We start from the raw sequence: 26488 nt of genomic DNA on the forward strand, positions 1-26488 counted from the left end.
TGGATCCTTAACGACTAAACCAGAAATAGGCCGCAATGGCCAAACCAATACAGAGCCAACCCAGCACATCCACATAGTGCATCAGCTTGCGCTCCATTTTCTCACCGCCCCAACGCATCAGCCCCGCCACCAGGAAGAAGCGCATGCCGCGACCGATGAGAGAGGTCACGATGAAAGGCAGCAGCGCCATATGGAGCAGACCCGCCGTGACGGTAAACACCTTGTAGGGGATCGGCGTGAAACTGGCAATAAAAATCACCCAGATGCCCCATTGTTCAAACCACTGTTCCGCCAGCACTATCTTGTCTTCATAACCGACCGAGACCACCAGGGGTTGCACCACGGGATCCCAGAGGGCGTAACCCAGCAGATAGCCAAACAAGGCCCCCAACACCGAGAACAGGGTCGCCAGGCCGGCGTAGTGCCAGGCCCGCTGGGGCTTGCCGAGCGCCATGGGCGCCAGCATCACGTCCACCGGGATGGGCCAGAACACCGACTCGATGAAGGCGGTGATCGCCAGATAATAGGGGGCGTAACGATGGCGGGCCCATTGCATCACCACGGCATAGAGGCGGGAAAACAACTTCACTCAACATCTCCGTCGATTAGGGGAACAAACCGCACCGGCTCCAGGACCCGGCTGGTCAATTGGGAGCCGGAACGCTCGATGAGTTGCAGCGTCTGTTGGCTGTCCCCCACCGGCAGCACCAGGCGGCCGCCATCGGCCAGCTGATCGGTCAGCGCCTTGGGCACCTCGCTCGCCGCCGCCGTCACCAAGATAGCGTCAAACGGTCCCTTGTTGGGCCAGCCAAGCCAGCCGTTGCCGTGCTTGGCAGAGACGTTGTGCAAGTCGAGCTGACGCAGCCGGCGCCTGGCCAGAAACTGCAGCGACTTGATCCGCTCCACCGTGTAGACATGCTCCACCAGGTGGGCCAGTACCGCGGTCTGGTACCCAGAGCCAGTGCCGATCTCCAGCACATGGGCCGGATTGTTCTGGATCAGCAGCTCGGTCATCCGTGCCACCATGTAAGGCTGCGAGATGGTCTGGCCGTGGCCGATGGGCAGGGCCGTGTTGTCCCAGGCCTTGTGGGCCATGGCTTCGTCCACGAACAGCTGGCGCGGCACCTTCGCAATCGCCGCGAGTACCCGGAAATCACGCACGTCCTGCGCGATCAGCTGATTCAAAAGGCGCTGTACTATCACACCTTCATCCCTGCAGATCCAACCAGGCTCCCAGACCCGCCAGACTGCTGTAGGCAGTCATGTCGATGGTCAACGGGGTGATGGAGACATAACCCTGTTCGATGGCCGCAAAATCCGTGCCCTCCCCCGCATCCTGCTGGTTGCCCGGCGGGCCAATCCAGTAGATGGGTTGACCACGGGGATCCTCGGCGCGGATCACCGACTCGGCGCGATGGCGGTTGCCAAGGCGAGTCACTCTTATCCCTTTTATCTGCTCAAGGGGCAGGTCCGGCACGTTCACGTTGAGGATCTGATCGGCGGGCAGCGGATGCACCATCAGGCCCCGCACCAGCTGGGCCGCATAGTGCGCCGCCGTGGCGAAGTGAGTCTTGCCCACCAGGGAGATGGCCAGGGACGGGAAGCCCAGATGGCGCCCCTCGGTCGCGGCGGCGACCGTGCCCGAGTAGATGACGTCATCCCCCAGGTTGGCGCCGTGGTTGATACCGGCCACCACCATGTCAGGTTCCGGTCGCACCAGCTCGTTGACCGCCAGGTGCACGCAGTCCGTCGGCGTGCCTTTGACCGCATAATACCCTGATTCGCTGATGCGGGTGACCCGCAGCGGCACTTCCAGCGTCAAGGAGTGACTTGCCCCGCTGCGGTTGCGATCCGGCGCCACCACTATGACCTCGCCACAGGCCGTCAGGGCCGAGCTGAGGGCACGAATACCCTCGGCATGTACTCCATCGTCATTACTGACCAGAATTCGCATCGGTTGGGTTCCTGAAACCGTGATCGGCCTCTTCGGCCTGCATTAACTCGCGTACCACGCTGGTGGCAAAGGCCCCGGCCGGCAGGAAGAAGGAGAGGGTCAAGACGCCCTCCTCCAGTGTCCAATTCATCCCTTCGGGTTTGAGCAGCAGCGGGCGTCTGTCCTGATCCAGCCCGGCCTTCTCCAGACCGGCGCACCAGTCGGCGTAAGCGGCCAGCACCCCTTGCTCGAACTCGGCAGCGGCGCCCTGACTGGCCAGTCGGCCACGACCCCACTGGGGAGCTGTCAGTTGCACGTCGCCGGAGGCAAGACGCGCCTCCAGTTCCGGGGTCAGCGTCTCCTCGCTGAAGATGGAGTGGCTGCCCTTGAGCATCACGCAGTCACCGGCCAGCAGCTGATGGGCCAGCCCTTGCTCGATGCGGGCGCTGACGATGGTGTTGAACAGCATGCTGCGGGCGGCGGAGAGATACAAAGATCGCTTGTTGCGATCGTTGATCCGCTTGCCGGCAAACATCGCCTTGGCCGCTTCCAGGTTGTTGCCACCGCGACCGAAACGCTGCTCGCCATAGTAGTTCGGCACCCCCTGGGCGGCGATGGCCTGCAGCCGGGTCTCCAGCCCCTCGGCCTGCTCAAGGCCGGTGAGGCGCAGGCGGAAGTGGTTACCCTTGAGGTAACCGACCCGCAGCTTCTTGTTGTGACGCTTGGCCTGCAGGATCTGGATGCTGTCGCTCTGGATGACAGACAGGTCCGGCTCCCCCTTGCCCGGCAGGTGAATGCCGAACCACTGCTCGGTCACCGCATGGCGATCTTTCAGACCCGCCCAGGTCACCGCATTGCGATTGACCCCGGCCGCATCCGCCAGCAGGCCCGCCACCCAGGCGGTGTTCTCGCCGGTCTTGCGCACCCGCACGAAGATGTGTTCCCCCTCGCCGCAGGGCTCGAAGCCGAGATCCTCGACCACCACGAAGTCGCTGGCCTCGGCCTTGAGAATACCGCGGGCGGTGGGCGCCCCGTGCAGATAGCTAAGCTGTTCCAGCATCATTGTTTCACCAGTAAGACGACGGCTTCGGTGGCGATCCCTTCCTTGCGCCCCGTGAAGCCCAGCTGTTCCGTGGTGGTCGCCTTGACGTTCACCCGGTTCAAGTCACATTGCAGATCCGCCGCCAGCACGGCGCACATGGCCTCGATATGGGGGGCCATCTTGGGGGCCTGGGCTATGATAGTCACGTCCAGATTGCCGATGGCATAGCCCGCTTGCAGCACCCGGGCGTACACGTCCCGCAGCAGGATACGGCTGTCGATACCCTTGAACTCGGCGGCCGTGTCGGGGAAGTGACGGCCGATGTCGCCGGCGCCGATGGCCCCCAGCAGGGCATCGCTCACCGCGTGCAGTACCACATCACCGTCGGAGTGAGCCAGCAGGCCCTGCTCGTACGGGACGGCGACGCCGCCCAGCATGCAGGGGCCGACCCCGCCAAACTTGTGTACATCAAAACCATGACCAATGCGGATCATGTCTGCTCCTTTACGTCACTTTCGTCGCAAAAACGGATTATGCCTGCTGGCTTAAAAACAGTCCGGCCAGGGCGAGATCTTCCGGCCGGGTCACCTTGATATTGTCGGCGCGCCCTTCCACCATGCGCACCGTGAAACCGGCGCGCTCCATGGCGGAGGCCTCATCCGTGATGATGGCCCCCAGGGCCAGGCCCTCTTCCAGCGCCCGCTTGAGGCGAGCGGTGGGAAACATCTGTGGGGTCAGGGCATGCCAGAGCTGTTCGCGCTCGACGGTCGCCAAAATGTTGCCTGCGGCATCGGTGCGCTTCATGGTATCGCGCACCCGGCTGCCGAGGATGGCGCCATCGCACGTCATGGCGGTGGCAATAAGCGCATCGAGATCGCCCTGGCACAGACAGGGACGGGCGGCATCGTGCACCAGCACCCAGTCAGCGCTCGCCACCTGCAGGGCGTTGAGCACCGAGTAGGCGCGCTCCGCGCCTCCCTCTACCCGCAGGACCCGAGGGTCGGCCGCCACCGGCAGTCGTTCGAACCAGTCATCATGGGGCGCCAGCGCTACGATTACCTGAGTCACCGCAGGGTGACGCAATAAAACGCCGACAGAGTGCTCGATGATGGTTTTATCCGCTACCGGCAGATACTGTTTCGGGACGTCGGCGCCCATCCGGCTGCCGATGCCGGCGGCCGGCACTATCGCAGTCAGGCCGCCCGCAGTCAGCCCGGTTGGCAGATCAATCATCGTAGGGCGCACCATCCGGCTCTGTTACCTGGTCTTGTTCCTTGGGGATGATCCGGTAGAAGGTCTCACCCTGCTTGATGTAGCCAAGATCGTTGCGAGACAGCTCCTCGATGGCCTCGAGGCCCGAGGTCAGATCGTCAATTTCACGGTAAATCAGGTTGTTGCGGTCCTTGAGAACCAGATTGTCCTGCTGCTGACGGTCATTGGCGTCGGAGAGTTCCCGATAGTCGGAGAGGCCGTTCTTCCCCAGCCAGAAGTCATATTGCAGCCCTCCCAACAGGAGGAGCAGGATTAGAGTGAGTAGCCGCATGCACTGAGTCTCCTTCAAGCGGCCTAGTTTCCCATATTCGCAGGCAAGACAAAAGGAAGCCGATGAACCAGACGGGCAGGCGGGAATAAAAAAGGCGGCAAGCCGAGGGCTTAAACGAGAGAGAAGGGGGCGAAAACCGCTCAGGGCCGGCCGTGGCGGTAAGCCCGGATGTAAAAAAGCCCCGCCACAAGGTGGCGGGGCTTTTTGCAGCTCAAGTGAAACGCGGCATTAAGCCTGGTTTTTCACTTCTTTCAGACCGCGGAACGGAGCCTTGGCACCCAGGGCTTCTTCGATACGGATCAGCTGGTTGTACTTGGCAACACGGTCAGAGCGGCTCATGGAACCGGTCTTGATCTGGCCAGCAGCGGTACCCACGGCCAGGTCGGCGATGGTTGCGTCTTCGGTCTCACCGGAGCGGTGGGAGATGACGGCGGTGTAGCCAGCGTCTTTGGCCATCTTGATGGCGTTCAGGGTTTCGGTCAGGGAACCGATCTGGTTGAACTTGATCAGGATGGAGTTGGCGATACCGTTGTCGATGCCGCGCTTCAGGATCTTGGTGTTGGTTACGAACAGGTCGTCACCCACGATCTGGATCTTGCTACCCAGTTCCTTGGTCTGGTAGGCGAAGCCTTCCCAGTCGGATTCGTCCAGGCCATCTTCGATGGAGACGATCGGGAACTTGGTGGTCAGGTCAGCCAGGTAGTCGGAGAACTCGTTGGAGGTGAAGATACGACCTTCGCCCTTCAGGTTGTACTCTTTCTTCTCTGCGTCGTAGAACTCGGAAGCAGCGCAGTCCATGGCCAGGGTGATGTCGGTGCCCAGCTTGTAACCGGCAGCGGCAACGGCTTCGGCGATCACTTCCAGCGCTTCGGCGTTGGACTTCAGGTTAGGCGCGAAGCCACCTTCGTCACCAACGGCGGTAGCGTAGCCCTTGGACTTCAGTACCTTGGCCAGGTTGTGGAACACTTCGGCACCCATGCGGATGGCTTCTTTCAGAGTCTTGGCGCCAACCGGCTGGATCATGAACTCCTGGATGTCGACGTTGTTGTCGGCGTGCTCACCACCGTTGATGATGTTCATCATGGGCAGCGGCATGGAGTACACACCCGGGGTACCGTTCAGCTCGGCGATGTGAGCGTACAGCGGCAGGCCCTTGGAGGCAGCAGCAGCCTTGGCAGCAGCCAGAGACACGGCCAGGATGGCGTTGGCGCCAAACTTGGATTTGTTCTCGGTACCGTCCAGATCGATCATGATCTGGTCCAGAGTGGCTTGATCCTTGGCATCTTTACCCAGCAGCGCTTGGGCGATCGGGCCGTTGACGGCGGCAATGGCTTTCAGTACGCCTTTACCCAGGAAACGGCTCTTGTCGCCGTCACGCAGTTCCAGCGCTTCGCGGGAACCGGTGGACGCGCCAGACGGAGCAGCTGCCATACCAACAAAACCACCTTCCAGATGAACTTCGGCCTCAACGGTCGGGTTACCACGGGAGTCGATGATTTCACGACCGATCACTTTAACGATCTTGGACATGTGTATTTCCTCAGGTTTCGTAAAAAAACAACAAAAATATGCCAAAAAAAGCGGCTGTGGCACAGAGCCTCAACCGCATTTATTTTCAATTATTTCAGATTACGCTTCTGATACTCACCGGCTGCCTTCACGAAGCCAGCAAACAGGGCGTGTCCATCACGGGGAGTCGAGGTGAACTCCGGGTGGAACTGCGCCGCTACAAACCAAGGGTGATCCGGAATCTCGATAATTTCCACCAATTTCTTGTCGGCGGAGAGACCGGTCACCTTCAGGCCGGCCGCTTCAATTTGCGGCAGCAGCTTGTTGTTCACCTCATAGCGGTGACGGTGACGCTCATAAATGGTCGGGCTGCCGTACATCTGGCGAACCTTGGAGCCTTCCACCAGGTGGCAGAGCTGGGAGCCAAGACGCATGGTGCCGCCCAGATCGGATTTCTCGGTACGGGTCTCGACGTTGCCTTCTTCATCCACCCACTCGGTGATGAGGCCAACGACGGGGTAGGCGCAATCTTTCTTGAATTCGGAGGAGTGAGCGCCAGTCATGCCAGCCACGTTGCGAGCGAACTCGATCATGGCGACCTGCATGCCGAGGCAGATACCCAGGTAGGGGATCTTGTTCTCACGGGCGTACTGGGCGGCCAGGATCTTGCCTTCCACGCCGCGCTCACCGAAGCCACCCGGCACCAGGATTGCATCCAGACCTTCCAGCAGCTCGGCGCCACGGGTCTCGATGTCCTGGGAGTCGATGAACTTGATGTTGACGGACAGACGGGTCTTCAAACCACCGTGCTTGAGGGCCTCGTTGACGGACTTGTAGGCATCCGGCAGGGAGACATACTTGCCCACCATGCCGATGGTCACTTCCGCGGTCGGGTTGGCCTCTTCGTAGACCACCTGTTCCCACTCGGACAAGTCGGCTTCTTTGCACTCCAGACCGAAACGGGCGATGAAGTAGTCATCCAGATTCTGGGACTTCAGCAGGGCCGGGATCTTGTAGATGGAGTCGACGTCCTTCATGGAGATGACGGCGCGCTCGGGCACGTTGCAGAACAGGGCGATCTTGGCGCGCTCATTGGCCGGAATGGCACGATCGGAGCGGCAGATCAGCACGTCCGGCTGGATCCCGATGGAGAGCAGCTCTTTAACGGAGTGCTGGGTCGGCTTGGTCTTCACCTCGCCGGCGGCGGCCAGGTAAGGCACCAGAGTCAGGTGCATGAACATGGCATTGTCGCGGCTCACTTCGGCGGCCAGCTGACGAATGGCTTCGAGGAACGGCAGGGACTCGATATCGCCCACGGTACCGCCCACTTCGACGATGGCCACCTGATGGCCTTCGGCACCGGCAATCACCCGCTCCTTGATGGCGTTGGTGATGTGCGGGATCACCTGGATGGTGGCGCCCAGGTAGTCACCACGACGCTCTTTGCGCAGCACGTCGGCATAGATGCGGCCGGTGGTGAAGTTGTTGCGACGGGTCATCTTGGTGCGGATGAAACGCTCGTAATGGCCCAGATCCAGATCGGTCTCGGCCCCGTCCTCGGTTACGAACACTTCACCATGCTGGGTCGGGCTCATGGTGCCCGGATCCACGTTGATATAGGGGTCCAGTTTCATGATGGTCACATCCAGACCACGGGCTTCCAGAATGGCTGCCAGAGAAGCTGCGGCAATGCCTTTGCCGAGGGATGAAACAACGCCACCAGTTACAAAAATATATTTTGTCGTCATGCTGAACCTGAAAGAAGTTTAGGGAATTTTAAGGGGTGCTTCGGGGATGAAGCAGGACGGGGAAACAGTATACCAAAACCCCCTCTCCCAAACAATGAACAAAAATCTATCAGGCTCCCCGCCCCCTCGTCTTGCGCCAAATCAACTTTGTTCGGTTTCCTTGGCCTTGTCCCAGGCGGCGTCGAGCTTCTCCAGGGTGCAATCGGTCATTTTCAAGCCTTCCGCGGCAATAAACTGCTCAACCTGTCGAAAACGACGCTCGAACTTCCCGTTCGCGGCCCGCAGTACCTGCTCGGGATCCTTGCCCAGATGGCGCACCAGGTTGACGGTGGCAAACAGCAGATCGCCGAGCTCGTCGCTCACCCGCGCCTCGTCCACATCCACCATCAGTGCCTCTTCCATCACCTCTTCGATCTCCTCGTGGATCTTGTCCACCACGGGGCCGAGTGTCTTCCAGTCGAAACCGACCGTGGCGCAGCGCTTCTGGATCTTGGCGGCCCGGGTCAGGGCCGGCAGCGCCAGCGGGATATCGTCCAGCACGCTCTCTTTGTCCAGCGCCGCCCGCTCCTTGGCCTTTTCGGCCTCCCAGTTCACCTTGACCGCCTGCTCGTCGCCGAGGTCGGCGTCGGAGAAGACATGGGGATGACGGCGAATGAGCTTCTCGCTCACGGTATCGACGATGTCGGCGAAATCGAACAGCCCCTGCTCCTTGCCGAGCTGGGCGTAGAACACCACCTGGAACAGCAGATCCCCGAGTTCACCCTTCAATCCGTCCCAATCCTGGGTTTCGATGGCATCGGCGACCTCGTAGGCCTCCTCCAGGGTATGGGGCACTATGGTCTGGAAGCTCTGTTTCAGATCCCAGGGGCAACCCCCGTCCGGGGAGCGCAATTGAGCCATGATGTCGAGCAACTGAGGCAGGTCGTAATGTTGGCGCATGGCATTTTCACTCTGATTTGTTAAAAAGGGTCGGAACAATCATCAGCAACGCAGACCGCTCATATCATGTCGAGTAGTTGGGGCAAGTCGTAACGTGGGGACATAAGCGGTTCACTTCATCAAAGGGGCAAAGAACAACCGGCCACAGGGGCCGGTCGGTTGATATCACAGGCGCTTGGCGCTGATCACGTCGTTGAGCTGACTGAGCTTGGCGAGCGCCCGGTTGAAGGCGTTGATGTTGTAGATCTCCAGCTCCATGTCGATCTCGGCGGTCTGCTCGCGCACATTGGAGCGTGAACGCACCCCCATCACGTTGATCTTCTCGTTGGCGAGCACGGTGGTGATGTCACGCAGCAGGCCGGATCTGTCGTTGGAGAGGATGCGGATGGTGAGGCCGTAGCCGCCGGAGTAGTTCTCCCCCCAGACCGCCTCGATCAGCCGCTCCGGGTTGCGGCGAGACAGCTCTTTGAGTTGTTCGCAATCGTCCCTGTGGATGGAGACGCCGCGACCCATGGTGATGAAGCCTTGGATGCTGTCCCCCGGGATGGGCTGGCAGCAGCGGGCGATGTGGGTCATCAGATTGCCGACCCCTTCCACCACTATGTGATCCTTGGGCTTGGGGCGGAACGGCACGTTGGCCTTCTGCTCCAGCTTCTCCAACAGGCGGCGATCCTCTTCCTCCGCCGTCGGCTTGTTGTAGCGGGTGTCCAGGTAGTTGAGCAGCTGGTTGATGCGGATGTCGCCGCTGCCGATGCCGGCCAGCAGGTCCTCCAGCTCCTCCGCATGGAAGCGCTCCAGCACCACCTTGTCCACCTTGGAGAGGGTCAGGTTGTGGCGGTCCAGTTCTTTTTCCAGCAGCTCCTTGCCGGCGGCTATGTTCTTGTCCCGATCCAGTTTTCTGAACCAGGTCGCCACCTTGGCCCGCGCCCGGCTGGAACGCAGGAAGCCGGCGTTCGGGTTCATCCAGTCGCGGCTCGGGTTCGGCTCCTTCTGGGTGATGACCTCCACCTGATCACCGGTCTGCAGGGTATAGGTGAAGGGCACGATGCGACCATCCACCTTGGTGCCGATGCAGCGGTGGCCGATCATGCTGTGCACGTGATAGGCGAAGTCGAGCGGCGTGGCGCCGGCAGGCAGATCGATCACATCCCCCTTGGGAGTGAAGACATAAACCCTGTCCTCGAACACCTGACTGCGCAGATCGTCCAACAGGGAGCCACTTTCCGACAGATCCTCCTGCCAGGCGAGGAGCTTGCGCAGCCACTCGATCTTGTCCTCGAAGGTGCTGGTCTTGGCGGCAGCCTGGGCCCCTTCCTTGTAGCGCCAGTGGGCGGCGACACCGAGCTCCGCGTCCTGATGCATCTGATCGGTACGGATCTGGATCTCGACCGTCTTGCCTTCTTCCCCCACCACGACTGTATGGATGGACTGGTAGCCGTTCGGCTTGGGATTGGCGACATAGTCGTCGAACTCGCGGGGAATATGGTGGAAATGGGTGTGCACTATGCCAAGCGCCGCGTAGCAATCCTGCAGCCGCTTGGTCACCACTCGCACCGCACGCACATCGAACAGCTCGTTGAACTCGAGGTGTTTTTTCTGCATCTTGCGCCAGATGCTGTAGATGTGTTTCGGGCGGCCATAGACTTCGGCCTCGACCCCGGCCTCGGCCAGCGCATCGCGCAGGGTCTGCACGAATTCGCGGATGTAGCGTTCCCGATCGAGGCGTTTCTCGTCGAGTTGCTTGGCGATCTGCTTGTAGGTGTCCGGGTGCAGGTAACGGAAGGCGAGATCTTCGAGCTCCCATTTGAGCTGACCGATACCGAGCCGGTTGGCGAGCGGGGCATAGATGTTGGTGATCTCCTGGGCCATCAGCACCCGGGTCTCTTCATCCGCCTTCTTCGCCTCCCGCAGGCAGGCGATCCGCTCCGCCAGCTTGATCACCACGGCGCGCACATCTTCCACCATGGCGAGCAGCATGCGGCGCACGTTGTCCACCTGCTCCGGCGAGGTCTCGCTGCGGTGCAGGGTCTGCAGGGAGCGGATGGCCTCCATCTCCAGCACCCCTTCCACCAGCTTGGCGATCTTGGGACCGAAGTCCTCGTTCACCTTCTCCTGAGGGATGAGACCCGCTTCGACGAAGGGGTAGAGGATGGCAGCCTTGAGGGTGGCGAGATCCATGCTGAGCATCAGCAGGATACCCACCATCTCGACGCCACGCACCAGCAGACGGCTGGTGAGCGCCTCGTCGCCGAGGGTCAGGCAAAACTGGTATACGGTTCGCAGCTGATTCTTGTCACTCTCACTCAAACCGAGTGAGTTGACCCACTCTTCCAGAGTGAAATTGTCTTTCAAATGAATATCGCGCACCGCAACCATGGTATCAATCCTTAAAAGTGGGGGGCCGGAGCCTGTGCTCCCTGTGCCCCTCATCTGCTGATGACTGCCTCAAATGGGGATAGACTCGGGACTTTTCAAGGCATGCCACCGTTCAAGGCGACAGGGAGCCCCCGCACATCCATCCCATTTTCGACGATCTAGATTACCCCAATCATGCCTCTCCAGACAGTGTGCCGTGTGCCGGATGCGTGAGAGAAATGACCAGCTCCCACCCCATCAGGCACAGCCTGATCACGCCCGTTCAAACAGCGCCATGGACTCCAGATGACCGGTGTGAGGGAACATGTCCAGCATGCCCAACCGGGTCAACCGGTAGCCGCTCTTCACCAGCACCTGGCTGTCCCTGGCCAGGGTGACCGGGTTACAGGAGACATAGACCACCCGTTTCGGGGAAAGTGCCGCCACGTGGCCCATCACCTCCAGGGCGCCGGGTCTGGCCGGATCCAGCAGCACCAGATCGAAGCCTTCCCTTGCCCAGGACATACCGACGATGTCACCGCTCAAGTCCGCCTTGTAGAAACGGGCGTTATCGATGCCATTGCGACGGGCGTTCTCTTCCGCACGGGCTACCATGGCGAGATCCCCCTCGACCCCCACCACCTCGCGGGCCTCCCGGGCCAGCGGCAGGGTGAAGTTGCCGATGCCGCAGAACAGATCCAGCACCTTGTCATCCTTGGTCGCACCGAGCCAGGAGAGCGCCTGGGCCACCATGCTCTGGTTGATGGGGCCGTTGACCTGAATGAAGTCCCCGGGGGCGAATGCAAGAGACAGGCCATCGAGTGAATAGCTCGGCTGGAATTGCTGGTGCAGGGGCTCAATCTGCTCGTCGGCGGCCTGCAGGTAGAGATCGATGCCCTGCGCTTGTGCAAACTCCACCAGCATGGCCCTGTCCGTCTCGTTCGGACGGCCGGTGTGGCGCAGCAGCATCATGATGCCCTGCTCGGCCTGAATTAACTCGGCATGGCCCAGCTCACGCTGGCTCTTGAGGCGATTGAGACAGTCGCGCAGCGGATTGATGAGGGCAGAGAGCGGCTCGGCCAGCACGGGGCAGCCGGTGATCTCCACCAGGTCATTGGACTGGCGACGGCGAAAGCCGACCCGGGTACAGCGGCCGTTCTTGTCAAACTTGATGGCCAGACGGCAGACCCGGCGGTAAGAGCGAGACTCGCCGGTCAGCACGGGTTCGAGGGTCGGAGCCTTGATCTGGCCGAGGCGCTCGAACAGGCTGACCAGCCCGGCCTCCTTGGCGGCCTGCTGATCCGCTTCTGAGAGGTGCTGGGCGCTGCAACCGCCGCACTCACGATAATGGGCACAGAAAGGGGCGATGCGATTGGCCGCCGGGGTCACTATCTGTTGCAGGGCGCCGTGGGCATATTGCTTCTTGTCATCGACGATGCGGACCTTGACGCGCTCACCGGGCAGCGCCCCCTCGACGAAGATGGCCTTGCCCTGATGACGGCCGATGCCGACACAGTGGTGATCCAGACTGTCTATCGTAAATTCAATACGTTGGGGCTGGGTGGATTTCTTTTGGGGCTTGAAAAACTGGGCCATAAAACTTGGTGCCTATAGGTGGCTATGTCATGATTGTGGAATCTGCAGCAGGCCATTGTCCCACAAGAATAATAGTATGACCAAATACGGTCTGAGGGCCGCCCTGCAATGACCTTCACCTTAATGCCAACCCTTATCGTCGGTGGTTTATTAGCATGACCAGATATGGTCTCAGAGCCAGGGTGCTGGCCTTCACCATCTTGCCCACCCTGATCATCGGCGGGCTGATAGCCGGTTATTTTACCTTCCACCGTTATCATCAGCTGGAAAGCAGCCTGATCGATCAGGGCATCAACATCATAGAGCCCCTGGCGATCGCCAGTGAATACGGCATGACCCAGCACAGTCGCGAGTCCCTCAAGCGGCTGATCGGGCTCACCCATCGCAAGAATTCCCCCTTCATCAAGTCCATCGCCGTCTTCACCCAGGACAACCAGCTGTTTGTCACCTCCAACTACCACAGGGACTTCGGCCAGCTGCGCCTGCCCGACGGTAGCGCCATTCCGGCCCTGACCAGCGTCTCCTTCAACGGCGATGACATCATATTGCGCACCCCGATCCAGGCCGAGACCAGCCTGGATGGCTTCCCGCTGCCAAGCGATCTGGAGCCGCCGGTGATCGGCTACATCTCCATGCAGCTCGCTACCGACAGGGCCATAGTCCTGCAATACCGGGACGCCTTCTTCGCGGTGATCATGGTGCTCATCGGGCTGGCCATCAGTACCCTGTTCGGCTTCAGGCTGGTCAAGAGCGTGACCCAGCCCATCACCGATATGGTGCAAGCGGTGCACAGGATCAGGGAGGGGCGGCTCGATACCCGGGTCAGCGGTCAGCTCACCGGCGAGCTGGACATGCTGAAAAACGGCATCAACGCCATGGCCAAGGCGCTCTCCGAATACCATGAGGAGATGCAGCAGAACATAGATCAGGCCACCTCCGACTTGCGCGAGACCCTGGAACAGATAGAGATCCAGAACGTCGAGCTCGACATGGCGAAGAAACGGGCCCAGGAGGCGGCACGGGTCAAGTCCGAGTTCCTGGCCAACATGTCCCACGAGCTGCGCACCCCGCTCAATGGCGTCATCGGTTTCACCCGCCAGCTGCTCAAGACCAGCCTGACCCCGAGTCAGACCGACTACATGCAGACCATAGAGAAATCGGCCCGCAACCTGCTCGGCATCATCAACGACATCCTCGATTTTTCGAAACTCGAAGCGGGCAAGCTGCAGCTGGAGCACATCCCCTTCAGCCTGCGCGACACCCTGAACGAGACCATGCACCTGCTGGGCCCGAGCGCCCACGACAAGCAGCTGGAGCTCTCCTTGCAGGTGGATGCAGCGGTGCCTGACTACCTCACCGGCGATCCCATGCGTCTGCAACAGGTGCTGACCAACCTCACCGGCAACGCCATCAAGTTCACCGAGCGCGGCAACGTGGACGTGCGCATCGAGCAGCTCGATGGCAGCACGGGTCACTACAGCGGCAAGAAGGTGCGGCTCAAGGTGCTGATCCGCGACACCGGTATCGGCATCTCGGAGGAGCAGCAGCGCCAGCTGTTCCAGGCCTTCAACCAGGCCGATTCATCCATCTCCCGCCGCTACGGCGGCACTGGCCTTGGCCTCGTCATCACCCAGAAGCTGGTGCAGCAGATGGGGGGCCAGATCCGCTTCGAATCCGAGCTCGGCAAGGGCTCTGTCTTCTCCTTCAACCTGGAGCTCGACATCTCCCCCCTGCCCCAGACCGACCGGTTGCCGCTAGACAGGATCCAGGGCAAGCGAGTCTGGCTGCTGGAGCCGGATCCCTTCGCCCACGCCTCTCTGCACACCCTGCTGGTCGAGTGGCAGCTGGATGTGCACTCCCTCGCCGCCGAGGACGAGTGGCCCGAGATGAGCAGCCAGGACATGGTGATCATCGGCAGCAGCACACTGCACACGCCGCAACAGGTGATAACCCGCCTCGACGGCCTGAGTGGTCAGCAGAACACGATCGTGGTACTCAGCAGCCACGAGCCCGCCCTGTATGACGCCATGCAGGCCCACGGTGCCCAGCATTGCCTCTCCAAACCCATCAACCATCGCAAGCTGCTGCATGCCCTGCTCTCTCCCGAGGCGACCAAGAGCCTGCCGCTGCCCGCGCCGACCCAGCGCCAGGTGCAGCAGGTCAAGGTGCTGGCGGTGGATGACAATGCCGCCAACCTCAAGCTCATCGCCGCCATGCTCAAGGAGATGGTGAGCCAGGTGGTGGTGTGCAAGAACGGCAAGGAGGCGGTCAGCCTGGCCCAGAGCCAGCCGTTCGACATCATCTTCATGGATATACAGATGCCGATCATGGATGGCATCAGCGCGACCCAGGCGATCCGGCGCAGCTCCCTCAACACCGAGACCCCCATAGTCGCGGTCACCGCCCACGCCATCCCGGGTGAGCGGGAGCGCCTGATCCGCCAAGGCATGGATGACTATCTGGCCAAGCCCATCGACGAGAGCATGCTGGCCCAGCTCATCACCGACTTCGCCCATCGTCGCCACCAGAGCCACGGCGATCAGCAGATAGACTGGTCCCTCGCCGTGCGCCAGGCCGCCGGCAAGACGGAGCTGGCCCAGGAGATGCTGCGCATGCTGCTGGCCAGCTTCGATGAGGTGGAGCCATTGCTGGAGGCGGCGCTGGCGGGTGAGGCCGACGATGCCGAGGTGCTGGCCCAGCTCCATCGCCTCAACGGCGGCTGCGCCTATTCAGGCGTTCCCGGCCTGCAGCGCCTGCTCTCCCAGCTGGAGCAGCAACTGCGCGACGGCGTGCCGGTGAGCGAGCTGGAGCCCGAGCTGCTGGAGTTGCAAGATGCGCTGGAGCAGGTGCGCCAGGAGGCCCCTCGCTACCTGAGTTGAGGGGCTTTGACATAAAATAGTGAGTCAGCCGGTGTGGGCCCATGACCTTTCGTCTTTGGAGACTGCGCGGGCCGACCCGCTTTTTCTGACGCGATTTTCTGACGAAAAGTCCGGTAAATGGTAAAGTTGCGCCGTTTCTACAGGAGTCAGCATGACCAACAACGATATTCTGCGCCGTCTGCGCTACGCCCTCACCATCAGCAACGATCAGATGGTCGACATGTTTGCCAAGGGCAACCTGACCGTCACCCACGCCCAGCTGCACAGCTGGCTGCTGAAAGAGGCAGAGGATGGGCAAGAGCAAGAGGCGGGCTTTGTGGCCTGCCCGGACGCGGCCCTCAGCCAGTTCCTCGACGGCTTCATCATTGCGCGCCGTGGCGTGCGTGAAGACGCACCGGCCCAGGTGATCCCGAACCGGATCAACAACAACCTGATCCTGCGCAAGCTGCGTATCGGCCTGAACTACAAGGAAGAAGACATGCTGGGCACCCTCAAGCTCGCCAACTTCAACCTCTCCAAGTCCGAGCTCAGCGCCCTGTTCCGCTCCAAGGATCACAAGCACTATCAGGATTGCGGGGATCAGATCCTGCGCAACTTCCTGATCGGCCTCACCGCCAAGCATCGCGCCTGAGCCATGGACCAGCGCCGCTCACCGTCAGCCCGCATCAGGATGGCCGGTGAGCTGCGCTGGTCGTTCTGGCTGCTGGTTCTGCTGCTGACCGCCTGTCAGCCCACCCCCTACCGTCTTGATACCCGCCATGTCAGCGCCAATCAGAATGAGCGCATCGCCTTCCTGATCCTGCACTACACCGACGAAAATGATGCCCACTCCCTGCGCCTGCTGACCGAGCCCCAGCACAAGGTGAGCGCCCACTATCTGATCCCCCGCGATACCGACCAGAGCCCGCTGCCCGTCTATCAACTGGTGCCGGACAGCCAGCGTGCCTGGCACGCCGGTCGCAGCCGCTGGCATCAATATGCCGGGCTCAACGCCAGCTCGCTCGGCATAGAGATAGTGAATCTGGGGTACGACGAGAAGGAAGCCGACCTCCCCGCCCACCTGCGCCACTGGCAGCCCTTCACCCGGGCCCAGATAGCCGCCATAGGGGCGCTGAGCCAATCTCTGGTACAGCGCTACCAGATACCGCCGACCCAGGTGCTGGCCCACAGCGACATAGCCCCCGAGCGCAAGCAGGATCCGGGGCCCCTCTTCCCCTGGCGTGAACTCGCCCTGGACTACGGCGTCGGCGCCTGGCCGGACGAGGCCAGGGCCGCGGCCCTGCGTCAGTCTCTGCCCGTCTGGGATGCTCGCCAGTGGCAGCAGCAGCTCGCCCGCTACGGCTATGGCATTGCGCCCAGCGGCGACTGGGATGAGCAGAGCCACGCCGTACTGCGCGCCTTCCAGCTCCATTTTCGCCCCGCCCTCGTCACTGGCGAACCGGACGCCGAGTGCCAGGCCATCTTGATGGCACTGCTGGAGCGTTACTTCCCGAACTCTTAATCACCCCATTCCCACCCTCACCTGCAACAAGCCAGATGCCGAGTGCCAGCGGATATGCCTGATAGCGCTGCTGGAACCTTACTTCCTGACCCCCTGAATCGCCATCGCCTGCGGTGAGCCGGATGCTAACCGCCAGTGGATATATCTGATGGTATGGCTCAAGCGCTACTTCCCGACTGCCTGAATCCCGGCACTGAAAACAACAAGGGACGCCGCGGCGTCCCTTGTTTGTCTCAACCTGCGAACAGGCATCAGATCCCCTGACGGGCTTCCTGCATCAGCAGACGCATGTCGCTGACCGCCTTGGCCAGGCCGTCGAAGGCGGCGCGGCCTATGATGGCATGGCCGATGTTGAGCTCATACAGCTCGGGGATGGCGGCGATGGCCTTGACGTTGTGATAGTGCAGGCCGTGACCGGCGTTGACCTTCAAGCCCTTGCCGGCGGCATAGGAGGCACCGGCGGCGATGCGCTTGAACTCGGCGTTGCGCTCCGCATCCGTGGTGGCATCGGCGTAGCGGCCGGTGTGGATCTCGATGAAGGGGGCGCCACTCTCGGCGGCAGCGTCGATCTGCAGCGGATCCGCATCGATAAACAGGGACACCTGGGCACCGACGGCGGCCAGACGGGTCACCGCATCGGTCACCTTGGCGAGCTGACCGGCCACGTCCAGACCGCCCTCAGTGGTCACCTCGGTGCGCTTCTCCGGCACCAGGCAAACGAACTGGGGCTGGATGCGGCAGGCGATGCCGATCATCTCCTCGGTCACCGCCATCTCCAGGTTCATCCTGGTCTGGATGGTCTGGCGCAGGATCTCGACATCGCGATCCGTGATGTGGCGGCGATCTTCCCGCAGGTGCACCGTGATGCCATCGGCACCGGCCTGCTCGGCCACGAAGGCGGCCTGTACCGGATCCGGGTACTGGGTGCCGCGGGCATTGCGCAGGGTGGCGATATGGTCGATGTTCACACCCAGGTAGATCTCGCTCATTGCTTACTCCTTGATACAGTTCATCTGTTCGGGCCGGCAACGACGCCGACCTCGACTGTCCATGGGCCGCCACCTGCCGATATGGGCACTCAGGTGGCAGTGTTATGTGCTTAAATTGATCACTTTACATACGTAAGCGACCACAAAATCAATATAAATAAGCCTGAAACACTGCCTCTGCGCTTCAGAAACAGCTCCCGGCTCTTCAACTGGCGTTTGCCGAGACATGAGAGGTTGCAGCGCCAGCCGATGTCAGCCTCATGTGCTCGCTCTTCGCTTTAAAAACAGCTCCCGGCTTTTTAATTGCCGCTTGCCGAGATAGGGTTGCAGCGCCAGCCGGCTGAAACGCTTGGCCGCCTGCAGCAAGGGGGGTGTGTCGAAGCGCCCCTCGGCGAAGGCCAGCAGGTGGGCGCCGAGGAACAGGGTACGGGGATCCGGCGCCCGCTCGCAAGCGACAAAGCCGAGCTCCCGCTCGAAGCCATACAGCAGGGTTGGCTGGATCGGGGACTCGTCGTCGGCGGCGTATTCGAAGTCCACCGCATAGCCGAGCGCCTGCAGCAGCAGGAACTCGAAGCGGCGCAGGGGCAGCTCCGGGGTCTCGCCATCCGCCAGGGCCATGATGGCACGGGCATAGGCGTCAAACACCTCGGGGAAGGGGGTATGGGCTTCGAGCAGGTAGTAGACCAGCTCGTTGAGATAGAGGCCGTAGAACAGCCGATCGCCGCCGAGCCGCAAGGAGTGATCCGGGCACTCCACTTGGGTGAGGTTCTTGAGATCCCCCTTGCCGCGCCAGGCGATGGTGAGCAGGGAGAAGGGTTGCAGCAGCCCCTTCAGAGAGGAGCGTGGCCCGCGAGAACCGCGAGCCACCAGGGTAAATCGGCCACTATCCTGGGTGAATACCTCGACCAGCTGGCTGGTCTCCCGATAGGGCCGACTATGGATGACGAAAGCCGGACTCAGCAATCCACCATTACCTCACCTGTCCACGCGCAGTCACGAGAGGCCGTCAGCAAGGTAAAGAGCTGCGCAGGAACCGGAGCGTATACATATACGTGAGGATTCCGAGCAGCACATGAGCCTTGATCATGGCCTCGCAGTAAGCGCGTGCACAGGTTCTTAGTCATCGCCGTAACCGAGACTACGCAGGGCGCGCTCGTCATCGGCCCAGCCGGACTTGACCTTGACCCACAGCTCCAGGTGCACCTTGTTCTGGAACAGACGCTCCATGTCGAGGCGCGCCTCTGTGCCGATCGTCTTGATCTTCTCACCCTTGTTGCCGATGACCATCTTCTTCTGGCCATCGCGCTCCACCAGGATCAGGCCATGGATGTGGTACAGACCGTTCTCTTCCACCTTGAAGCGCTCGATCTCCACGGTCACCGAGTAGGGCAGTTCCTCACCGGTGAAACGCATCAGCTTCTCGCGGATGATCTCGGAGGCCATGAAGCGGGAGGAGCGGTCGGTCACGTAATCTTCCGGGAAGAAGTGGACGTTTTCCGGCAGCAGGTCCTTGGCCCACTCGCGGATCTTCTCCACGTTGGTGCCCTTCTCGGCGCTGATGGGCAGGATGTGGGCGAAGTTCATCTGCTGACCGAGCCACTCCAGGTGGGGGAGCAGATCTTCCTTCTCCTTGACGTTGTCTATCTTGTTGACTGCCAGCACCACGGGGCACTTGAGGTGGCGCAACTTGCCGAGCACCATCTCGTCGTCCTTGGTCCAGTGGGTCCCGTCCACCATGAATACCACCATGGCCACGTCCCCGAGGGAGCTGGTGGCGGCACGGTTCATCAGGCGGTTGATGGCACGCTTCTCTTCGATGTGCAGGCCCGGGGTATCCACATAGATGGTCTGATAGTTCTCCTCGGTATCAATCCCCAGGATCCGGTGACGGGTGGTCTGGGGTTTCTTCGAGGTGATGCTGACCTTCTGGCCGAGCAGCTTGTTGAGCAGGGTGGACTTGCCCACGTTGGGGCGGCCCACGATGGCGACAAAGCCGCAATAGGTGGTATCTGTCATGACAATCTTTCCAATGCTTGTTGTGTTGAAAGACCGCGGCCTCTTGCATCAATAGCAGTCACGACAGTCTTTCCAATGCTTGCTGCGCCGCGGCCTGTTCGGCCTTGCGGCGGCTGGTGCCGACTCCGACCAGCGGACCATCCAGGCCATCCACGTCACACTGGACGGTGAACTCCTGGTTGTGGGCTTCGCCCTTGACGTTGGTCACTGTGTAGGTCGGCAGGGATTTACGGCTTCCCTGCAAAACTTCCTGCAGCCGGGTCTTGGGATCCTTCTGCTCTATGCCTGGCTTGATCTCCTCCAGGCGGCTGGCGTACCAGCTAAGCAACAGGGTCCGCACCGTCTCCAGATTGGTATCCAGATAGATGGCGCCGATCACCGCCTCGACCGTGTCGGCCAGGATCGACTCGCGGCGAAAACCACCGCTTTTCAGTTCACCCGGCCCCAGGATCAGGTGATCCCCGAGGTCAAACTCCCGGCCAAGTTCGGCCAAGGTCTTCTCGCGCACCAGGGTGGCGCGCATCCGGCTGAGATCCCCTTCCGCCGCTTGCGGGAAGCGGTGGAACAGGTCATCGGCAATCACCAGACTCAGGATGGAGTCTCCCAGGAATTCCAGTCGCTCATTGTGACGGGAACCGGCGCTGCGGTGAGTCAGCGCCCGGGTCAGTCGTTCTGGATCCTGAAAGACATGACCGAGACGGGACTGCAGTCTGTTCATCTTGATATTCATTTACTTGATTCCGCCAATGCGGTTGAAGCGCACACCGGTCGGCACCCAGCTTGGCAGCATGGAGCCCTCCTCGCGCTCAAATTCGAAACTGATCCAGATGGCGACCGCTTTGCCCACCAGGTTCTGCTCGGGCACGAAGCCCCAGAATCGGCTGTCGGTACTGTTGTCGCGGTTGTCGCCCATCACGAAGTAGTGGCCTTCCGGCACCACCCACTCGTCGGGATAGGTACCCGGCTGGCGGTAGTAACGATCCACCAGGTCGGGCATCAGGGGGTTGCGCAGTGTCTCGTGAGAGACGCTGCCCAGTTGCTCGGTGTACCGATCCAGCGGGATCCCCATCTGGCTGAATTCGCCCCTTTGTTCAAACTTGACGTCGAGCTTCTTGAAGCCCGGGCACGTTTTCCCTGCCTGCTCATCGCACTTGGGCCGGATCATCAGCTCCTTGTTGCGATAGATGACCCGATCCCCCGGCATGCCTACCACCCGCTTGATGTAATCCACCCGGGTATCCAGCGGATACTTGAACACCACCACATCGCCCCGCGCCGGCTCGCCGGTCTCGAGGAACTTGGTGTTGGTCACGGGATCGCGCAGGCCGTAGGCAAACTTCTCCACCAGGATGAAGTCACCCACCAGCAGGGTCGGCATCATGGAGCCTGACGGGATCTGGAACGGCTCGAAGATGAAGGAGCGCAGGATCAGCACCAGGGCGATGACCGGGAAGACACCGCCGGTCTGTTCAATCCAGACCGGCGTCTGGGCGACCTTGGCCAGGATCTTCTCGTCGACCGCGCCACCGGCGTTGGCACGCGCGGCGGCCACCTTGGCCGCCCGTTGCTTGGACCAGACCAGCTTGTCGACGGTCCAGATAATGCCGGTCAGTACGGTGACGACGACCAGGATCAGGGAAAAGGTGCTTGCCATCGATTAGTCCTTGCCTACGTGGAGAATCGCGAGGAAGGCTTCCTGCGGCACGTCGACACGGCCGAGGGACTTCATCCGCTTCTTACCTTCTTTCTGCTTGTTCAAGAGCTTCTTCTTCCGGCTCACGTCACCGCCGTAGCACTTGGCGGTCACGTCCTTGCGCAGGGCCTTGACCGTGCTGCGGGCGATGATCTGGTTGCCGATAGAAGCCTGAATCGCGATGTCGAACATCTGGCGCGGGATCAGCTCACGCATCTTCTCCACCACCTGGCGACCGCGGTACTGGGCGTTCTCCTTGTGGGTGATGATGGCGAGGGCATCGACCCGTTCACCGTTGATCATGATGTCCAGACGCACCATGTCGGAGGTCTCGAAGCGCTTGAAGCCGTAATCCAGGGAGGCGTAGCCACGGCTGGTGGATTTCAGGCGGTCGAAGAAATCGAGCACCACTTCCGCCATCGGGATCTCGTAGGTCAGCGCCACCTGCTTGCCGTGGTAGACCATGTTGGTCTGCACGCCACGCTTCTCGATGCACAGGGTGATGACGTTGCCCATGTACTCCTGCGGCAGCAGGATGTTGCACTCGGCGATGGGCTCGCGCATCTCCTTGATGTTGTTCACCGCAGGCATGGCGGACGGACTATCGATATGGATGGTCTCGCCGTTGTTCAGCTCGATCTGGTAGACCACGGTCGGGGCTGTGGTGATGAGATCCAGATCGTATTCCCGCTCCAGCCGCTCCTGGATGATCTCCATGTGCAGCATGCCGAGGAAGCCACAGCGGAAGCCAAAGCCCAGCGCAGTGGAACTCTCCGGTTCATAGAACAGGGAGGCATCGTTCAGAGACAGCTTCTCCAGGGCGTCACGGAAGGACTCGTAGTCGTCGCTGGAGATGGGGAACAGGCCCGCATAGACCTGCGGCTTGACCTTCTTGAAGCCCGCCAGCGGCTTGTCGGCACCGTGCTTAGCCAGGGTCAGGGTATCCCCGACCGGCGCGCCGTGGATGTCCTTGATGCCGCAGACAACCCAACCTACCTCGCCACAACCCAGGCCCTGGGTATCCACCTGCTTGGGGGTGAAGATACCGATGCGATCCACGCCCCACACCTGGCCTGTGCTCATGACCTTGAGCTTCTCGCCCTTCTTGAGGGAGCCGTTCTTGATCCGCACCAGGGAGACGACGCCGAGGTAGGAGTCGAACCAGGAGTCGATGATCAGCGCCTGCAGCGGGGCATCGGGATCCCCTTCCGGCGCCGGGATGCGGGCCACTATCTCTTCGAGTACCAGATCGACACCCAGGCCGGTCTTGGCGGAGCAACGCACCGCTTCCATGGCATCGATGCCGACGATGTCTTCGATCTCTTCGGCAACCCGCTCTGGCTCGGCGGCCGGCAGGTCGATCTTGTTCAGGATCGGCACCACTTCCAGCTCCATTTCCATGGCGGTGTAGCAGTTGGCCAGAGTCTGTGCCTCAACCCCCTGACCGGCATCCACCACCAGCAGAGCCCCTTCACAGGCCGCCAGGGAGCGGGAAACCTCGTAGGAGAAATCCACGTGGCCCGGGGTGTCGATAAAGTTCAGCTGGTAGGTGTTACCGTCTTGTGCCTGGTAGTTCAGGGTCACACTCTGTGCTTTGATGGTAATGCCGCGCTCGCGCTCCAGATCCATGGAGTCCAGCACCTGAGCCTGCATCTCGCGGTCGGACAGGCCGCCACAAGTCTGGATCAGACGGTCCGACAGGGTCGATTTACCGTGGTCGATGTGCGCAATAATCGAAAAGTTACGAATGTGTTTCATCGAGCAAGAATCACTCAAAATTAAGTTAGGGTCGGATATGAGGGCAGGATTTTACTGGATAACCCGGTCGACGGCCAATCTTTAGTCGACGGGCACCAGAAATAGCGCCTTGCCAATCACGCGTGCTGGCTGGCATCGAGCGCCATGCCGAGCATGAAAGGGCCCGAAATCGAGTCGGGCCAGTCAGGAGAGGTGGCGGGTACTGAGCACCACACCGAGCATGCGAGGACCGTACTCCCCCTGCTCGAGCCGAGCCGAAAAGTAACGAACCAGTAAAAAACCGACTGTGCCGCCCAGCAGGCAGCTGAGGATGGTCACCCCTTCCCCCGCCGAGAGCAGCGGAGCCAGCCAGAGCTGACCGAGCAGGGCGCCGAGCAGCAGGCAGAACAGCGGCAGCACATACACCAAGGCCGCGCCGCGCAAGATGCTCGCCTGGGGGATGCCAAGGCGGATCTGCTGGCCGACACTCACCTCGCCGGTGAGGCTGACCCTCAGCCGCTGGGATTTCATCGGGAATGCCTTGGCGACCGTGCCGGTGCCGCAGTTGGACTGCTGATGGCAACCGCTGCAGGCGGAGCGCCGTTCGCACTCCACCCAGGCGTAGGCGCCATCGATGGCCACCACGGTCGCCAGCTCTTCACTCATGTTACTCACCTGACGGCTCCAGACTAACAGCTAGGGATTTATCCAATCTGAACACGCCCTTCCCGCCGCGGCAAGCGCAATAGATGCATCTTGGGGGAAGCTTTATTGCACCGCCTCGTTGCGCGCCAGCGGCTGCACCGATTCGGCGATGCGTTTTGCGGTCTCGGCCGGGACCTCGCCCACCACCGTGATCTCCACCCCGACTTCGTTGACATAACTCACCAGGGAAGTCGCTCCCTGCCGAATAAGCTGCTGACGAACAGCCTGTTTTGGGTCAACTCTGGCGACATAGACGGAGAGATCAACCAGTCCATCTGACAGCATCATGTAGTCCACCGGCAAGCTGGTACTGACCAGCTGATGCCGGTCTTGAGAGAGCACCTTGAAGCCGGCCGGCAGCCAGGTCAGGTGCCAGGCCAGGGTCTGCTGGGGAGTCGGATAGGCATCTTCCAGCGTCAGGGCGTCCGGCAGCTTGCTCTTGGCCAGGGTCACCAGCCAGGGCGCGGGGGCCGGCTGTCTGTCCAGATCCACACCCAGCACCTGTTCCACCAGATTGCCTTCCCGATCCACCATGTCGACCCGCAGCAACAGATGGCTCTGCTCGTCAATCCAGAGCACGAAACCGTACTTGTAAGCCTCCTTGGGCACCAGTCTCACCACCTGGGCCACCAGACCGGCGACCCGGCTGCGACCGGCCAGCACGGGGTCATAGCTCTCCATCACTCGCGGCAGCGGCATCTTCACCAGGGTCGACCAGACCCCGGGGAAGCGGGCGCCCTTAAGGGTGTAGGGCTCGTGGGTATTTTCGAAGAAGGTGAATTCATTCTGCCGTTGCAGGTATTCCACCGTCTTGCCATCGAGGTAGCTCAGGTGCGCGACCTCCTTGCCATCGATCACCCCGTGGCTGATACGAATGGGTTCGAGGCGCCCCTGACGGGCCTTGACCATGGATAACTCGAAATTCTGTTGCGAAACGGCACTCTGCATCTGCTGCAACAAGGCCTCGGCCGACAGATCGTCGGCCGAGGCCTTGGCACAAATCAGCAGGAGAGAGGCCAGCAGGATACGGCTGGACTGGCGCACGGTCTGATCCCTAAAAATGCGTTATTCCTGAATCTGCTTGTCTTGCAGCAGACGTTGTTGCAACTGATGATCACGCAGGAAGGCATTGACTCGCTCGCGCTGCTCTTGCATCTGCTGCTCGTTCAACCCTTGCTGGCGAGTGCCGGCACGGTTGCCATCTTGTGAATAGTGCACACTCACCGGGGTGGCACTGCCGCCGACCGGTATGGTGTTGAGCACGGGATTGGCAGGCATGCCATCCTGGCCTTGATACTGCTGCACCCCGAAGATGACGGCGGCGGCGACCGAGGCGGCGATGGCGTATTGCCCCACCTGCTGGCCGAAACGACGGAGCAGAGGCAGAACCTTGCCAGCCGTTTTCACCGCAGGAGCAGCAGGCTGTACCGGCTTGGGAGCCAGAATGGTGGGTTCATCATCCAGCGCCAGCATGATGCTGTCGCTGAGATCCAGTTGCAGGTTGACCGGCAGGTCGCCCCGCATGGCATCACCGATCAGATGGTAACGAGCCCAGGTATCTTGCAGAGCGGGATCCGTTCCCAGCTCATTCAGTACCTCAAGGTCACTCAGGTCACCATCCATCAGGGCTGAGAGTTGCTCTTTATTTGCCATAAGTTTGCCTGTCTTTCCCCAGTTTAATTCTCGATCAGAGGTTGCAGCTTCTTATCAATTGCTTCCCTCGCCCGGAAGATGCGGGATCTCACCGTACCCACAGGGCAATCCATGATCTCCGCAATCTCTTCGTAGCTCAGCCCTTCCAGTTCACGAAGGGTGATGGCCGTTCTCAAGTCTTCAGGCAAGGCTTCTATGGCGGTAAACACGGTGCGCTTGATCTCGTCGGTCAGCGCCAGGTTTTCCGGGGTGGCCACCTCTTGCAAGGCTTCGCCCCCACCATAGTATTCAGCCTCATCTGCTTCGACATCACTGCTGGGCGGTCTGCGCCCCTGTGAGGTCAGGTAATTTTTAGCCGTGTTGACGGCGATTCGGTACAACCAGGTGTAAAACGCGCTCTCGCCACGGAATGTCGGCAACGCACGGTAAGCCTTGATGAAAGCCTCCTGCGCCACATCCGGCACATCGCCCGGATTGTTGACATACCTGGCCACCAGATTGACCACCTTATGCTGGTATTTTTTTACCAGCAGGTTGAATGCATTTTTATCGCCACGCTGGACCCGTTCAACCAGCTGTTCGTCCAGTAGATTCTGGTCGCTCATCAGAGCCGTAAAACCCCCATCAGGTTATCGTTTTTCTTTTCCGGC

Annotated in this window: 25 protein-coding genes; 3 read left to right on the forward strand and 22 right to left on the reverse strand. The window is 61.0% G+C overall.

The window, feature by feature from the left end; translation table 11 throughout:
- Positions 1-7: 7 nt before the first annotated feature.
- From CUC44_RS19285 to rlmD, 12 genes are all read right to left on the reverse strand, one after another.
- Positions 8-589, reverse strand: coding sequence for a YqaA family protein (locus CUC44_RS19285; protein ID WP_167388956.1), 582 nt, complete (start codon positions 587-589; stop codon positions 8-10).
- Positions 586-1203 carry a protein-L-isoaspartate(D-aspartate) O-methyltransferase gene (locus CUC44_RS19290; RefSeq protein WP_100861486.1) on the reverse strand — a complete coding sequence of 206 codons (618 nt, stop codon included), beginning with the start codon at positions 1201-1203 and terminating at the stop codon, positions 586-588. Before CUC44_RS19290 ends, CUC44_RS19285 begins: the two co-directional genes overlap by 4 nt.
- A gap of 4 nt (positions 1204-1207) precedes the next feature.
- Positions 1208-1954: a 5'/3'-nucleotidase SurE gene (gene surE / locus CUC44_RS19295; RefSeq protein ID WP_100861487.1), complete on the reverse strand. Its 747-nt coding sequence runs from the start codon at positions 1952-1954 to the stop codon at positions 1208-1210.
- Complete coding sequence (truD, locus tag CUC44_RS19300; RefSeq protein WP_100861563.1) at positions 1935-2993, reverse strand: tRNA pseudouridine(13) synthase TruD; 1059 nt, start codon at positions 2991-2993, stop codon at positions 1935-1937. Before truD ends, surE begins: the two co-directional genes overlap by 20 nt.
- Positions 2993-3469 (reverse strand): 2-C-methyl-D-erythritol 2,4-cyclodiphosphate synthase, encoded by a 477-nt coding sequence (ispF, locus tag CUC44_RS19305; RefSeq protein WP_100861488.1) that lies wholly within the window; start codon positions 3467-3469, stop codon positions 2993-2995. Before ispF ends, truD begins: the two co-directional genes overlap by 1 nt.
- A gap of 37 nt (positions 3470-3506) precedes the next feature.
- Positions 3507-4208, reverse strand: a complete 702-nt coding sequence (ispD, locus tag CUC44_RS19310) for a 2-C-methyl-D-erythritol 4-phosphate cytidylyltransferase (RefSeq protein WP_100861489.1) — start codon at positions 4206-4208, stop codon at positions 3507-3509.
- Positions 4201-4518 carry a cell division protein FtsB gene (gene ftsB / locus CUC44_RS19315; RefSeq protein ID WP_100861490.1) on the reverse strand — a complete coding sequence of 106 codons (318 nt, stop codon included), beginning with the start codon at positions 4516-4518 and terminating at the stop codon, positions 4201-4203. Before ftsB ends, ispD begins: the two co-directional genes overlap by 8 nt.
- A gap of 228 nt (positions 4519-4746) precedes the next feature.
- Positions 4747-6048, reverse strand: coding sequence for a phosphopyruvate hydratase (gene eno, locus CUC44_RS19320; RefSeq protein ID WP_100861491.1), 1302 nt, complete (start codon positions 6046-6048; stop codon positions 4747-4749).
- An 89-nt stretch (positions 6049-6137) separates the two neighbouring features.
- Positions 6138-7775 (reverse strand): glutamine hydrolyzing CTP synthase, encoded by a 1638-nt coding sequence (gene pyrG, locus CUC44_RS19325; protein ID WP_100861492.1) that lies wholly within the window; start codon positions 7773-7775, stop codon positions 6138-6140.
- 141 nt (positions 7776-7916) lie between these two features.
- A complete protein-coding gene (mazG, locus tag CUC44_RS19330; RefSeq protein WP_100861493.1) occupies positions 7917-8714 on the reverse strand; it encodes a nucleoside triphosphate pyrophosphohydrolase in 798 nt (265 codons plus the stop codon).
- Between the two features lie 165 nt (positions 8715-8879).
- Positions 8880-11090: a GTP diphosphokinase gene (relA, locus tag CUC44_RS19335; protein WP_100861494.1), complete on the reverse strand. Its 2211-nt coding sequence runs from the start codon at positions 11088-11090 to the stop codon at positions 8880-8882.
- Between the two features lie 252 nt (positions 11091-11342).
- Positions 11343-12665, reverse strand: a complete 1323-nt coding sequence (gene rlmD, locus CUC44_RS19340; protein ID WP_100861495.1) for a 23S rRNA (uracil(1939)-C(5))-methyltransferase RlmD — start codon at positions 12663-12665, stop codon at positions 11343-11345.
- A 155-nt stretch (positions 12666-12820) separates the two neighbouring features.
- Here rlmD and barA point away from each other — a divergent pair, with 155 nt between their 5' ends.
- The 3 genes from barA (at position 12821) to CUC44_RS19355 (ending at position 17045) form a co-directional block, all read left to right on the forward strand.
- Positions 12821-15544 (forward strand): two-component sensor histidine kinase BarA, encoded by a 2724-nt coding sequence (gene barA, locus CUC44_RS19345; RefSeq protein WP_100861496.1) that lies wholly within the window; start codon positions 12821-12823, stop codon positions 15542-15544.
- A 151-nt stretch (positions 15545-15695) separates the two neighbouring features.
- Positions 15696-16175: a YehS family protein gene (locus CUC44_RS19350; RefSeq protein WP_100861497.1), complete on the forward strand. Its 480-nt coding sequence runs from the start codon at positions 15696-15698 to the stop codon at positions 16173-16175.
- A 3-nt stretch (positions 16176-16178) separates the two neighbouring features.
- Positions 16179-17045 (forward strand): N-acetylmuramoyl-L-alanine amidase, encoded by an 867-nt coding sequence (locus tag CUC44_RS19355; protein WP_100861498.1) that lies wholly within the window; start codon positions 16179-16181, stop codon positions 17043-17045.
- 251 nt (positions 17046-17296) lie between these two features.
- On the opposite strand, the gene pdxJ is transcribed toward CUC44_RS19355, so the two are convergent.
- The 10 genes from pdxJ to rpoE form a co-directional block, all read right to left on the reverse strand.
- The gene (gene pdxJ / locus CUC44_RS19360) at positions 17297-18034 is read right to left on the reverse strand and encodes a pyridoxine 5'-phosphate synthase (protein WP_100861499.1); all 738 of its coding nucleotides are present in this window, start codon (positions 18032-18034) and stop codon (positions 17297-17299) included.
- A gap of 258 nt (positions 18035-18292) precedes the next feature.
- Positions 18293-18997, reverse strand: coding sequence for a DNA repair protein RecO (gene recO / locus CUC44_RS19365; protein ID WP_100861500.1), 705 nt, complete (start codon positions 18995-18997; stop codon positions 18293-18295).
- A gap of 153 nt (positions 18998-19150) precedes the next feature.
- Positions 19151-20050 carry a GTPase Era gene (era, locus tag CUC44_RS19370; protein WP_011704750.1) on the reverse strand — a complete coding sequence of 300 codons (900 nt, stop codon included), beginning with the start codon at positions 20048-20050 and terminating at the stop codon, positions 19151-19153.
- Positions 20051-20108: 58 nt separating this feature from the next.
- Complete coding sequence (rnc, locus tag CUC44_RS19375) at positions 20109-20780, reverse strand: ribonuclease III (RefSeq protein WP_100861501.1); 672 nt, start codon at positions 20778-20780, stop codon at positions 20109-20111.
- Positions 20781-21704: a signal peptidase I gene (lepB, locus tag CUC44_RS19380; RefSeq protein WP_100861502.1), complete on the reverse strand. Its 924-nt coding sequence runs from the start codon at positions 21702-21704 to the stop codon at positions 20781-20783. It abuts the gene before it with no gap.
- 3 nt (positions 21705-21707) lie between these two features.
- The gene (lepA, locus tag CUC44_RS19385) at positions 21708-23501 is read right to left on the reverse strand and encodes a translation elongation factor 4 (protein WP_100861503.1); all 1794 of its coding nucleotides are present in this window, start codon (positions 23499-23501) and stop codon (positions 21708-21710) included.
- A 183-nt stretch (positions 23502-23684) separates the two neighbouring features.
- Positions 23685-24146 carry a SoxR reducing system RseC family protein gene (locus CUC44_RS19390; RefSeq protein WP_100861504.1) on the reverse strand — a complete coding sequence of 154 codons (462 nt, stop codon included), beginning with the start codon at positions 24144-24146 and terminating at the stop codon, positions 23685-23687.
- Positions 24147-24248: 102 nt separating this feature from the next.
- Positions 24249-25229, reverse strand: a complete 981-nt coding sequence (locus CUC44_RS19395; RefSeq protein ID WP_100861505.1) for a MucB/RseB C-terminal domain-containing protein — start codon at positions 25227-25229, stop codon at positions 24249-24251.
- A gap of 21 nt (positions 25230-25250) precedes the next feature.
- A complete protein-coding gene (locus tag CUC44_RS19400) occupies positions 25251-25838 on the reverse strand; it encodes a sigma-E factor negative regulatory protein (protein ID WP_100861506.1) in 588 nt (195 codons plus the stop codon).
- A gap of 23 nt (positions 25839-25861) precedes the next feature.
- Complete coding sequence (gene rpoE / locus CUC44_RS19405) at positions 25862-26443, reverse strand: RNA polymerase sigma factor RpoE (protein WP_050719025.1); 582 nt, start codon at positions 26441-26443, stop codon at positions 25862-25864.
- Positions 26444-26488 lie beyond the last annotated feature (45 nt).

This window comes from Aeromonas lusitana (assembly GCF_002812985.1).
Lineage (GTDB): Bacteria > Pseudomonadota > Gammaproteobacteria > Enterobacterales > Aeromonadaceae > Aeromonas > Aeromonas lusitana.